17 protein-coding genes are annotated in these 11,778 nt (G+C 65.6%); 15 read left to right on the top strand and 2 right to left on the bottom strand.

The features are described from left to right. The 10 genes from GPA_RS20200 to GPA_RS10735 all read left to right on the top strand — a co-directional run. Positions 1–298 (top strand): hypothetical protein (locus tag GPA_RS20200; RefSeq protein WP_231847631.1); only part of this gene is annotated, 298 nt, incomplete at its 5' end. Continuing rightward, positions 291–3,347, top strand: coding sequence for a tape measure protein (locus tag GPA_RS10700; RefSeq protein WP_015539873.1), 3,057 nt, complete (start codon positions 291–293; stop codon positions 3,345–3,347). The genes GPA_RS20200 and GPA_RS10700, both read left to right, overlap by 8 nt. After that, complete coding sequence (locus GPA_RS10705; protein ID WP_041239483.1) at positions 3,347–4,669, top strand: hypothetical protein; 1,323 nt, start codon at positions 3,347–3,349, stop codon at positions 4,667–4,669. The genes GPA_RS10700 and GPA_RS10705 overlap by 1 nt, the downstream gene beginning before the upstream one ends. Positions 4,670–4,673: 4 nt before the next feature. After that, positions 4,674–5,705 (top strand): hypothetical protein, encoded by a 1,032-nt coding sequence (locus tag GPA_RS10710; protein ID WP_041239484.1) that lies wholly within the window; start codon positions 4,674–4,676, stop codon positions 5,703–5,705. Next, positions 5,702–6,088, top strand: a complete 387-nt coding sequence (locus tag GPA_RS10715) for a hypothetical protein (RefSeq protein ID WP_041239485.1) — start codon at positions 5,702–5,704, stop codon at positions 6,086–6,088. Before GPA_RS10710 ends, GPA_RS10715 begins: the two co-directional genes overlap by 4 nt. A 9-nt stretch (positions 6,089–6,097) precedes the next feature. Next, entirely contained in the window at positions 6,098–6,820 is a 723-nt protein-coding gene (locus GPA_RS10720) for a hypothetical protein (RefSeq protein WP_015539874.1), read from the top strand. A 26-nt stretch (positions 6,821–6,846) separates the two neighbouring features. After that, positions 6,847–7,338, top strand: a complete 492-nt coding sequence (locus GPA_RS10725; RefSeq protein WP_041239486.1) for a hypothetical protein — start codon at positions 6,847–6,849, stop codon at positions 7,336–7,338. A 9-nt stretch (positions 7,339–7,347) separates the two neighbouring features. Next, positions 7,348–7,809: a hypothetical protein gene (locus tag GPA_RS10730; RefSeq protein ID WP_015539876.1), complete on the top strand. Its 462-nt coding sequence runs from the start codon at positions 7,348–7,350 to the stop codon at positions 7,807–7,809. Positions 7,810–7,813: 4 nt separating this feature from the next. Next, complete coding sequence (locus GPA_RS18240; protein ID WP_015539877.1) at positions 7,814–7,954, top strand: hypothetical protein; 141 nt, start codon at positions 7,814–7,816, stop codon at positions 7,952–7,954. After that, positions 7,951–8,316, top strand: a complete 366-nt coding sequence (locus GPA_RS10735) for a hypothetical protein (RefSeq protein WP_041239487.1) — start codon at positions 7,951–7,953, stop codon at positions 8,314–8,316. Before GPA_RS18240 ends, GPA_RS10735 begins: the two co-directional genes overlap by 4 nt. Before the next feature lie 37 nt (positions 8,317–8,353). Here GPA_RS10735 and GPA_RS10740 read toward each other — a convergent pair whose 3' ends face one another. Then, a complete protein-coding gene (locus GPA_RS10740) occupies positions 8,354–8,632 on the bottom strand; it encodes a hypothetical protein (RefSeq protein WP_015539879.1) in 279 nt (92 codons plus the stop codon). A gap of 39 nt (positions 8,633–8,671) precedes the next feature. Further along, positions 8,672–9,583 (bottom strand): tyrosine-type recombinase/integrase, encoded by a 912-nt coding sequence (locus GPA_RS10745; RefSeq protein WP_015539880.1) that lies wholly within the window; start codon positions 9,581–9,583, stop codon positions 8,672–8,674. A 127-nt stretch (positions 9,584–9,710) separates the two neighbouring features. Here GPA_RS10745 and GPA_RS10750 point away from each other — a divergent pair, with 127 nt between their 5' ends. From GPA_RS10750 to GPA_RS20415, 5 genes are read left to right on the top strand one after another with little or no spacing between them, the layout of a single operon-like run. Continuing rightward, positions 9,711–10,022, top strand: a complete 312-nt coding sequence (locus GPA_RS10750; RefSeq protein WP_041239488.1) for a hypothetical protein — start codon at positions 9,711–9,713, stop codon at positions 10,020–10,022. 7 nt (positions 10,023–10,029) lie between these two features. Then, positions 10,030–10,290, top strand: coding sequence for a hypothetical protein (locus GPA_RS10755; RefSeq protein WP_015539881.1), 261 nt, complete (start codon positions 10,030–10,032; stop codon positions 10,288–10,290). Between the two features lie 4 nt (positions 10,291–10,294). Continuing rightward, complete coding sequence (locus GPA_RS10760) at positions 10,295–10,588, top strand: hypothetical protein (RefSeq protein WP_015539882.1); 294 nt, start codon at positions 10,295–10,297, stop codon at positions 10,586–10,588. After that, on the top strand, positions 10,588–11,490 hold the full coding sequence (locus GPA_RS10765) for a hypothetical protein (protein ID WP_015539883.1): 903 nt from the start codon (positions 10,588–10,590) through the stop codon (positions 11,488–11,490). Before GPA_RS10760 ends, GPA_RS10765 begins: the two co-directional genes overlap by 1 nt. Positions 11,491–11,499: 9 nt before the next feature. Then, the gene (locus tag GPA_RS20415) at positions 11,500–11,622 is read left to right on the top strand and encodes a hypothetical protein (protein ID WP_015539884.1); all 123 of its coding nucleotides are present in this window, start codon (positions 11,500–11,502) and stop codon (positions 11,620–11,622) included. The last annotated feature ends 156 nt before the right edge of the window (positions 11,623–11,778 follow it).

The following is an 11,778-nucleotide window of genomic DNA, read 5'->3' on the forward strand; positions in this document are numbered from 1 at the left end:
GCATGCCGCCTGCCTGGCGGCGCAGCTGCCGGGGTCGTCGCGGACGGCGCGCGCCGAGGATCAGTCACGGGCGTGGGGGAGCGGCGAGTACCTTGCGGCGCTCGCCGTCGACCACTTGGCTCTCATGCGCTACGAGCTGGCCGCGATGATGGGCGCCAAGGGCGTGCAGAAGCCGGGCGCCGTCCCGCGCCCGCAGCAGGCCAGGCCGAAGGCGGCCGCCGACGTCGAGCGCAGGCGGCTCGACAAGGCGCTCTTCGAGAGACGGGCAAGGAAACCGAAGGAGGTGCCACATGGCTGAGATCGGGCACGCCTACCTCACGCTCATCCCCACGTTCGGGGGCGGCGGCAAGCTCACCAAGTCCGTCGAGGGGATGCTCGGCAAGGCCTACTCCAATACGGGAGCCCTGTCGTCCAAGGCGGGCGCGGGCGCCGCGTCGGCCTTCGGCGGCGGGTTCCTCAAGTCCGGCGCGATCGTAGGCGCCGCGGTAGCGGTCACGCAGAAGGCTGTGAACACCATAGCGAGCTCCATCGGGGGCGCCGTGTCCCGCGTGGACCAGATGAACAACTTCCCGCGCGTCATGCAGAACCTGGGCTACTCGTCGGAGTCGGCCGCGTCGAGCATCCAGCTCATGAGCGACCGGCTCACGGGCCTGCCGACGTCGCTCGACGCCATGGCGGGCATGGTGCAGAACATCGCCCCGGTGACGGGGTCGATCGAGCGGGCGACCGACATAGCGCTCGCGTTCAACGACGCGCTGCTCGCAGGCGGCAAGTCGGCGGAGCTGCAGGGATACGCCATGGAACAGTACTCGCAGATCCTCGCCGTCGGCAAGGTCGACCTCCAGGCATGGCGCTCGATCCAGACGGCCATGCCTGGGCAGCTCAACCAGGTGTCGCAGGCGCTCCTCGGAGCGGGCAAGAACTCGATGGACCTGTACGAGGCCCTCAAGGACGGCACGGTGTCGATGGACGAGTTCAACGACGCCATCGTCCGCCTCGACAAGGAGGGCGCGGAGGGATTCGCAAGCTTCGCCCAGCAGGCCAAGGACGCCACGGGCGGCATCGGCACCGCCTGGACCAACGTCAAGACGGCCGTCACGCGCTCCGTGGCCAACGTCATCCAGGCCATCGGGGCGTCGGGCATAGCAGGCGCCATCAACGGCATCGGCAAGGCCGTGGGCGGGGCGGGCAACGCCGTCGTGTCGGCGGTCGGGCTCGTCAAGGGCGCCGTATCGACGATGGCGCCGAAGTTCCGCGAGGCTGCGGAGGCCGTGTCGACGAGGCTGACGCCGGTCATGTCGGGCGTTTCCGAGGCGTGGACCGATGCCGTGGGCGACATGGAATCGCGGTTCGCCGGGTTCGCCCGGCTCTGGAACTCGGGAGGCACGCTCCTCGAGAGCTTCAAGCTGGTGGCCGTGAACGCGCTCAACACCGTCCGCGACGTGGCGGCGAAGTTCGTGAGCGGGCTTGCGGATCGCTTCCCTGCGGTGGGGACCGTCGTGAATGCCGCAGCGGCGGCGTTTTCCGCCGTTTCCTCGACGGTCGGCCCCGTGCTGGGCGGCATGGCCGCCGCATGGTCGGACGCCGTGGGCGACGTGGAATCGCGCATGGCCGGCTTCGCGTCGCTCTGGAGATCAGGATCGACCCCGCTCGAGGGCTTCAAGCTCGTGGCGGTAAGCGCGTTTGACACCGTGCGGGACGTTGCGAGTCGGTTCGTTGACGGGCTTGCGGCTAGGTTTCCCGCGGTGAGGTCGTTTCTTGATGGCCTCGGCGCCACGTTCGCAGCCGTGGCCAGCGTGGCGGCGCCCGTGCTGTCGGGGCTCGTCGAGGGCGTGCAGCGCTTCGTGTCCGCGCTTTCGGGCAGCGTCGACGTCGGCGTGCTCGCCTCGGTGGCGTCGACGTTGTTCTCGCTCACGTCGCCCTTGGGCGTTGTCGGATCCCTCGTGAGGAACTTCGGCGGCGACCTCCAGCAGCTCGCGCAGACGGTAGGGGCAAGCCTGTCGCCGATTCTGTCGGCGCTCGGGCAGACCCTCGGAGGCGTTGTAGCCGGCGTGCTCCCCGGCGTGCAGTCGGCAATCGAGGCGATGTTCCCGGTCGTGCAGCAGGTCGTGGCAGCGGCGACGAACATCGCCTCCTCCGTCCTGCCGGTTCTCGCATCGTGGATGCAGCAGATGGCGCCGATCATCGCGCAAGTGGCGGGATTCGTCGGGCAGCTCGTCTCCGCGCTCGACCCCCTGGTCGCGAGCTTGGTGGGCTCCCTGCTCCCCGTGGTCACGAGCATAGTCCAAGCCGTCATGAACTTCGTGACGGCGGTGATGCCGGCTGTCATGGCGGTGGCCAACGTGGTCATGAGCGCGGTGCAGGTAGTCCTGCCGGTTCTCACGTCGGTCATCTCGATTATCGTATCGATAGCGACTGCGGTAGTGTCGGCCGTCGGCAGCATCGTAACCGTGGTGGTCAACATCGCCTCGGTGGTCGCCTCGGTGGTCGCCCAGGTCGTGGCGGCGGTGTCGGGCGTCGCATCAGTGGTCCTGTCGGTGTTCGGCACCATCGGGTCCTTCATAAGCTCGACGATCGCCACGGTCGTCAACGTGGTTTCGCAGGGGTTCAACGCCGCCCTCGGCGTGGTCGGCTCGGTGGCCAACGCCATCGGCGCGTATGCGAGCGGGCTCTTCTCCACGGTCGCAAGGGTGTTCAACTCGATCGTATCCACGGTCACCGGCGCGGTGAACTCCGCCTTCAGCGCAGCGCAGAACGCGTTCGGCAACATCGTGTCGACGGTAAGCTCGGCTGTCGGGTCCGTCCTCGACGCGGTGGGCTCTCTTCCTGGGAAGATACAGGGCTTCTTCGTCAACGCCGGGTCGTGGCTCACCGACGCCGGCCGATCCATTGTACAGGGCCTGATCGACGGCATCACGGGCATGATCGACGCTGCGGGAGACGCCATCGGCAACGTCATGGGAGCAATCGCGGGCTTCCTGCCGCACTCGCCGGCGAAGGAGGGGCCGTTCTCCGGACGCGGCTGGTCGCTCTACTCCGGCCGCGCCATCGTCGAGGGGCTCGGGGCTGGCATGGCGGGAAGGAAGGCCGTCGCGGTTGCGGCGGCCTCCGACGTGATGGGCGGGATAGCAAAGGAGATGGCCGGGGGCTCGGCCGCCGAGATGCGCGCCGCGCAAACGCCCGATCTCGGTATGGTTCGCGCCGCACGGGCCTACGACAAGGTTGATGGACGAGTAATCAATAACTACTACACCATCGAGGGGATCGACGTGACCGGCGAGCCCGATATCGAGCGCGCCGTTAAGACGGTCATCGACTACCTCAAGCGAGCGAAGGGGGTGGCATAGTGCAGCCTACGCTTCTGGCGCCCGTGCCCGTGGCGGTGTTCCGCGCCGGGGCGTTGGTGATCGAGGCTCGCTACAACTCGGGCACCGGCGCGCCCATGGAGGCGTGCACGGTGGGCGTGCGCACGGCATCCGCATCGTGCGCCGCCTCCTCGGCCGAGGTTGACGGGGAGGGGTTCTCCGGCACCGTCCGCCTCGCCGACATCCAGCAGCTCGATCCGGGTTGGGAGGTTGGCGGCAGGCTGACCCTCGTGGCCTCCACGTGCGAGGCGGGGGAGTGGTCGGAGGCGCGCTACGACGCGGCCACCTGCGGACCCCCCGAGGTGTCTCTCGTCGAGGAGTCGGGGGTCATAACCGGCTTCCCGCACATAATCGCCTGGGACTACGGCGACTACCCCGGCTGGTGGCAGTGCCGCTACGAGCTGTCGATCAGGGGCTCGCGGCTCATGGGCGACGTCACCTTGGCGGGGTACTCGTCCGAGCCGATGATCGAGCTGACGGGCGAGGAGATAGGTTTCGCCGCTGACTTCGGCGGGACGCTGGAGAGGTTGCAATGCACCCTGCGCGTCGAGTCCACCTCCGGCGCTTCCGCAACGCTCGACTTCGACGTGGCGATCGACGGGTCGGTGGAGGCGCCGGAGGTGTCTGCCTCGGTGGGCGACGGGCGCCTTCTGGTCGAGTCGAGCGCCCCGTTCGAGCTGTTCGCCATCGGGAAGGGCGGGGGCGAGAGGGCGGCTTGGACCAAGACGGGCTCGCTCATGTTCGACCTGCCCGACGCCGCTTCGCGCTACTGCGCCGTGACGCTCGGGAGCGGGCGCATCGGCAGGGCTGACGAGGTGCCGGTGCAGATCGGCCGCTTCCCCTGCTCCTACCTCGACTACATAGCGGGAGGGGAGCGCAAGCGCCTGGAGCTGCGCTACAACCCGGAGGAGTCGGCCTCCATGGCCGGCGACTCGGAGATGGTGCGCTACGCTGGCCGGGCGAACCCCGTGCGGGCCTTCGTGGCGACGGACGTGTCGATATCGGCCTCGGCCGTCGCCATGGAGCCCTTGGACCTCGGCGAGCTGCAGGACGATCTGCGCGGCATCGAGGCGGTGTACCGCTCGGGCAAGGGCGGCATATGGCGGGTGGTCGTTGACTCCGTACGTTGGGCGAGAGCGAGGGGCAAGGCGCTCGCCGGCGAGGTCGAGCTGTCCATGACGGTGGTGGACGGCAGCCCCTACGGGCTGCTCTACGACTCGCCGGTGTACGTGGACCGGATGCTCTACCCAGGCCCGGACGTATACCCCGGCCCGGACCTGTACCCGGGCGTGCAGAGGGGGTGATCGGGTGGACTTCGCATCGGCGCGAAAGCGCATCGTGCTGCGCAGGCTGTCGTTTCCGGGCCTGTTCCCCATCGCCGACATCCCCTGGACGTCGGATGGCGGCACGCTGTCGCTCTCTGCCTCGGCCTCCGTCAAGGCGCAGGCCAGATGGACGCACAACGGAGGAGACATCTCCTCCGGTGACGTGGTGCGCCTGTCGTGCGAGTTCGATGACGGGCGGGAGCGAGAGGAGATACCGCTCGCGACCCTCAAGTGCTTCTATGGCGTGACGGGCGAGCGTGGCGGCCTGTCGAGCTGCGACATCGAAGCGTACGGCCTTGCCAAGATCGCCGCCGACGCCCGGTACTGGCAGCCCTACTCCGTGAGGGCTGGGACCGACGCGCTCGACGCCGTGTCCGACGTGCTGGGAAGCGTCGGGCTCGCGCTCGCCTACCGCCCTGACGAGTCCCATCCCGTGCGGACGAGCAAGACGTACTTCCCTGAGGATTTTTCGAAGTTAGACATTGTGAACGACCTCTTGAACGGCGCGGGGTACCTCTCGGCCGACACCGACGAGCTGGGGCGCGTGGTGCTGCGCCGCTCCGCCCCGACGCCCTCCTGGGCGCCCGTCGAGCTCGCACCGGGGCCGCGCTCGACCATCGAGGACGAGAGCGCGGTGGAGCGAGACTGGGCCGGCATCTGCAACGTGGTCATAGGCGTGGTGGACGGCCCCGACGATGAGGTGATGCGCGCGGTCGCCGTCAACGACAGCCCGGCCGACCCCACGTCAACCGTTGCGCGCGGAGAGGTGTGCCGCGTCGAGCGGCTGAACGACATCGAGTCGCAGGACGTGCTGCAGGCCAAGGTCGCCTCCCTTCTTTCCGAGGAGCGCTCGCGCCTGGAGGCGGTGAGGGTGCGCTGCGCCTTCGCCCCGCTTCGGCTCTTCGGCCCGGTGACCGTGCGCAAGGGCTCTGCCGACGGGGTGTACACGGTGCAGTCGCTGGAGGTCGATCTTAGGACCATGGCCATGGACGTGAGGGCGAGGAGGTATTTGTGAAGCTGATGCTCGACGACATACTGCCGTTGGTGGGCAAGGACGAGGGATCGTCCTTCCGCCTGCGCTTCGGCGAGGTGGTGGGGATCGAGGGCTCGACCCTCGTCATCGCCGCCAAGGCCGGCGGCACGGTGTACGCCTCGACCTACGTCTACTGCGAGGTGGGCGACACGGTGTGCTACGTGGCGGACGGCGCGAACTGCGTCGCCTTCGCCGCCAAGGACGCCGCCCGCCTCGAACACGAGCTCTCGCAATCGGTCGCCTACGAGCTGCCTACCATGTCGCCCGAGGCCAAGGGAGGCGCGAGGCTCGGAGGCGGGCTCACGCTCGAAGGAGACGTGCTGTCGGTTGAGGAGCTACCTGCATCGTTCATCGAATCGCTCTAGGAGGTATTGATGTCATTCGTCGGAAAGAACAGGGCAACGGAGCTGTGGGGCAAGATCAAGGCGACGTTCGGCGCGAGGATCAAGGTGTCGGGCGCCACCATAAGCCTGGAGAACCTGGCCGACACGCCTGTCATACTCTCGCAGGCGACCATCCCGGACGCCACCACGTCGACCCCCGGTGTCATGAGCGCCGCCGACAAGTCAAAGCTCAACGGCGTGGCCACGAACGCCAACAACTACACGCACCCGTCGTTCGCCGCCCATGGCTCGGGGCTCTACAAGATCACGGTCAACGCGAACGGCCACGTGACGGCCGTGACGTCGGTCACGAAGGCCGACATCACGGCCCTCGGCATCCCGGCCCAGGACACCAACACGACCTATTCCGTGGCGACGCAGAGCGCAAACGGCCTCATGCCGGCCGCCGACAAGAAGAAGCTCGACGGCCTTGACACCACCATATCGCAGGCCATCGCTGCTGCCTCGATGGGGCACGCGGTCTACAAGGGCGCCGTGTCCGCCAACACGGACATCTCCAACGCAGCCTACAAGCAGGGCTGGTACTGGGTGGTCAAGAAGGCCGGCACCTACGTGGGCGAGGCGTGCGAGGAAGGCGACATGATCTTCTGCAACGCCGACAAGGGCTCCGCCTACTCGGCGGCGCACTTCGACGTGGTGCAGAACAACATGCAGGAGATGACCGCCTCCGAGCTCGCCGCGATCCTTGTCTGATGGGCGGGTTCGTAGGGAGCAACCGCATGGCCGAGCTGTGGGCCGACATCAAGGCGACCTTCGCGCGCAAGCACGTCCACACGCTCAACGGCGCGGCGGCGGAGAACCCCGCATGGTACGCGCCGGCATCCGCCGGCGGGGCGGGGCAGTACCTCGTGAGCGCAGGGTCTGGGGCTCCCGTGTGGGCCACGCTCTCGGGCGGGAACACGGTCATGCCCAACGGGTACCCGGCCGGCGCCGTGTGCCTCGCGTGGGACCCCGCGTTCAACCCCGCGGCGTTCTTCGGCGGCACGTGGACGAAGAGGACGGACACCTACCTGTTCCTCGGCATCACGGTATGGAAGTGCGTCGTGTCGCCGGCGCAGTACCTCGCGCCGCTCGACATGTATCCGCCGGGGGTGGCGTTCCTCACCTACGACTCGTCGCGAAACCCCGCGGCGGAGTTCGGCGGAACGTGGACGCTGGTAACGGAAACCTATCTGTTCATGGGAATAAAAATCTACAAGAGAGTCGCCTAGGAGGGCTATATGAGGATCATCGATGGGGACGGGCTGGAAATCGAGAGCCCCGACGAGTCACTGGGCAGGCTCGTGGCCGACAGGCTGCTGATCGCCCACCACGAGGCCGAGCCGGAGCGCCGGCGCGTGGAGGTGTTCGACTACGACAACCCTGTGTACGTTGCGCCGAACGGCGGCAAGATCGTCAACACCATCGTGGAGCGCGAGTACTCCCCGCCTAAGGACGCGTGGGACGAGTACGAGGACGTGCTGCGCTACGTGCCCTACACCCCCGACGAGCTGGCCGCCATGGAGGCCGAGAGGATTGCGCAGGAGCAGGCGCGCAAGGAGGCCGAGGAGCGCGCGGCCGAGGAGGCGCGCAAGGCGGCCGAGCGCGAGGAGTTCATGGCGTGCGCGCCCGCACGGCTCGGGTCGGTCGAGGAGACCACCAGCGAGATCGTGCTCGTGCTCGCGGACGTGATAGGGGCGTGAGGCAATGACGAAGATCCAGCTGACCATCATCGCTAAGGCCGCGGCCATCCGGGTCGCGAGGGGCGAGGAGGTGGACGCCGTGCTGGCGTCCTACACCAAGCTCACCGACGAGGAGCGCGCGGCGATCAAGGAGGAGATAGCATGAGTTACCTTAAGCAAATCTGGCGTGACTTGGTGTCTGGCGGAACCACCCTGACGGCCGACAGGCTCAACCATATGGAGGACGGAATCGCCGCCGCGAACGACGCGTGGGATTCGGTAGCCCAGGCCGTCGTGAAGGCCGCGAAGGTCGTGCTTGACAACTTCCGCACGTCCTCGACGGTTGTTGTGACGGTGCCCGTCGCGTGGCCGGTCGACGTCTCGCGCGTGGTCGCCGTCGTACCGTCGTATGTGTGCCAAGAGTACTCGGACCGCATCGTCGTATCCGACTGGGGTGCCGACGGCGTGGATGTGCGCGCGGGCGTCGACCAGAACGTCTCCATGACGCTGCATGTCCTCTACGTGTGATTCGGTAGCGTGGTGGCCGTGTACTAGCCGTGGCCCGTTACGACAGCTTGCCAATCCAGACAAGCTGGTAGTCGAAGTGGAGGCCGATTGATGACTCTGCGTCGGGCCATGCAACGAGCTCTACGGAATCGTAGGTTGTCTTGTTGATATAGGCGTCCTTAGCTGACCAACCTCCCGTGCGCCTGGCAATCCCGGCATAAAGACACGACCCGACCCGTCTCGGCAATTCGATGGTCTTTATATTTTCGCCCGCTTTGAGCAGCGTAAACGAGTCCCAAAAAGTGAAGATTGCGCAGTTGTCGGGCAGTTGCAGCATGCTCCAGTGGCCCCCTAGATCGACGGGGGCTACCGAATGCTACGCACGAAGAATCAACCGCTCGTGAGCGCGTTGAGCCTCGCGCAGCACGTCCTCGTCGAGGCTCATATAGCGGTAAGTCGTCTGGAACTCCTCGTGGCCCATCATCTTCTGGATATATTCGTCCTTGGTGCCAGCGCGATCATGGTTGGTTGAAAATGTGTGACGGAAATACTTCGGTGCCACGCACGCCAGCTCCTCTCGCTTGCAGTACGCCCGCAGGCGGCGGGCGTAGCGGTCGGGGTTAACGTCCGCCCCGAACTCTACGCCCATAATCCAGTCGGTGGGCCTAGCGCGGCGCTCGCGCTTAATCTCGCGCATGCGCATCACGCCGGTGCGCGGCAGCATGTGTGGGCGCATTGATCGGTGTGTTTTGACGCCGGTTTCTACGACTTGCCCCTTAATGTATTGAAGACCCCGGCGGATGTGCACCAGGCCGGTCTTGAGGTTGATGTCGCCCCATTGCAGGCCGCACGCTTCGCAACGCCTAAGGCCCATCCAAACGCCGCACACAACGACCGGCTCGTACTCCCAGCCCTGCACGCCTAGCAGCAGCTTCTTGACTTCCTTAGGTGTGAGATGCTGCGGTTCGCCCCTCCATGGCTTTTTCGGCAACCGCACGCCGCGCGTAGTGGGATCCACCACGTCATCGGGATAACACTCGTCAGCCATAGCCGAGCGGAGTATCTGACGCAGCACCTTGTATGCTTTCTCGGCGCCTCCCGGATTGTCAACAAAGGCGGTCGCAAGCCACGTGTTGATGTGCCTAACTCTTATCTCGTGCATTTCCCAATCGGCCCACTGCGGCTCGACGTGGAGGTGGTAGCTGCTCTCGTACCCCTGCACCGTGGTCGGCGACAGAGACAGGTAGCGCAGCACGTAGGTCTCCTCGTAGTAGGTTCCCAGCTTCATTTCTGACCTCTTTCCTCTCGCAGAATCCCACGCGTTTTCGCGGGAGATCGAGCGTAGGCGAGCGTGGGATTCTGGACGATCTCACACGTTGCATAGACTTCAAACAGCCCCGAAAGGAGGTGATGATTTGGACGCACTGAAGGATCTCGTCGTAGCGTTCGGCGTTTTCATGGGAATCTGCGCGGCGATCACGGCGGTCGGCTCTGCATGGGCCGTCATCCAGAAAATGCGCAAGCCATCGGCCGACACGGCGGACACGCTGGAAGCGCACTCGCGGATGCTCGACAACGACAACAAGCGCATCAACGAGGTGGCGAGCGGGGTGAACCTGCTCCTGAAGGCCGACATGCAGCTTCTAAGCCATGCCATCCACGGCAACCACGTCGACCAGATGGTGGAGACGCATGACGAGATACAGGAGTACCTCATCAACAGATAGGAGGGGTATGAGCAAGTTCGACCTCATATTGCTCTTCATCTTCGCGCTCATCGTCGCGGTGTGCGGCGCAAACGTCTGGCTCATCGTGCACGGCTTCGAGCAGTTCGCACCCGGTTTCTGGACTTTCGCGACGGCCGTGTGCGCCGGTGAGGTGGTCACGTTCAGCCTCTACCGCATCGCCAAGGGGCGCAAAGTGCCGGGAAGCATCAAGGGCAAGCACTCGATCATAGCCGACCTAGAGTCGGAGGAAAACGAAGGTAAGGAATGACGATATGTACAAGTTGAAGAGCCGCAAGTTCTGGGTGGCTGTCGCGGCCGCCCTGGCGTCCATCGGCGGAAGCATCGCCGGCATCGCCACCGACAACACTGCGCTGGTGACCACGGGGCTGGTCTGCACCATGCTCTCGGCTGCTATCTACGCGGCAGCCGAGGCCTACGTTGACGGCAAGAGCGCCGCGAGCAATATGACCTATACGACCAAGCAGGTTACGGCAACCTCTACCGACAAGGCGACCGTGCAGGCAGCCCTCGCGCCTGCCCAGGACGCGCAGCAGAAGGAGGCGTGATGGGAAACAAACAGAAGTTCGTTGATTTCGTTGTCGAATGGTGCAACGACGATTCCCACGGCTACAGCCAAGCGAACCGCTGGGGGCCTGATTGCGATTGCTCGTCCCTCATGTACATGGCCGCTCGCGCGGCTGGTTACGATGTTCCGGCCAGCGGGACGCGCTACACCGGCACCATGCTCAACCACTTCCAAGCCGCAGGGTTCAAGGCCGCGAGGTTCGACGGCAACCTGTACGACTGCCCGCCCGCCAGCATCGCACTTAACGTGACGCACCACGTGGAGGCGTTCGTTGACTGGGGGCGCTTGGGCGGCGCGCACATTGACGAGCACGGAGGCGTGCAAGGGTGCTGCCAAGGCGACCAGACTGGCAACGAGGTGAGCGTAGGCCCGGCCTACACGCCGTCGTACGGTTGGGACTACATCCTGCTGCCGCCCGATGACACGGAGTGGAGCGGCGATCACAACGCCGTCGCGCCGGTGAACCTGCCGATGCCCCGCTACCGGGTTTGGACGCGCGAGGACGGCTGGCTTTCGTGGCTCACCGGGCTTCGCTGCGATTGCTCTTGCGGGGACGATTACGCGGGCGTCGCCGGTCACTGGATCTACGACATGCAGTTTGACGGCCTCGGCCCTGCCGGCTGGTACAGGATCATCCGCGCCGACGGCTCCGAAACTACCAACGAATCGGGCAACACCGACAGCCCCGTCGTGGGCATCGTGGTGTACTACGACACGCCCGACCCCTCTGCGACAGGCTACTACAAGGCCGAGTATCGCGTGCACTGGCTCGGCGGCGAGCCGGGCTGGGGCAAGTGGGAGCACGACGACGAGGACGGTGGCGCCGGCAAGGACGCCGACAGCCCGCTGGACATGGTGCAGCTCACGCTCTCCAAGGCTTAGGAGGCATTGATGCTCTGCGTAGCCGCCAAGGTCGCGCTGCTCGTTGCCATGGTGGCCGCCGCTTATCGGCTGGCCTGCATCGAGCCGACGGATGATGAGATCCGGCGCGACTACTACCATAGGTGGCCATAGGCTGCCGCTCGCGTAACGCAGATGCTTGCGTATATGATTGCAAGAAGAATTAGATGTGAAGTTGGTTCGTAGGATTGATTGATGTACCAACTGATGTACCACTGGATGTACCGACAAAACAAAACGAGGTCAGGATAACATCCTGACCTCGAAATA

This window comes from Gordonibacter pamelaeae 7-10-1-b (genome assembly GCF_000210055.1).
GTDB lineage: Bacteria > Actinomycetota > Coriobacteriia > Coriobacteriales > Eggerthellaceae > Gordonibacter > Gordonibacter pamelaeae.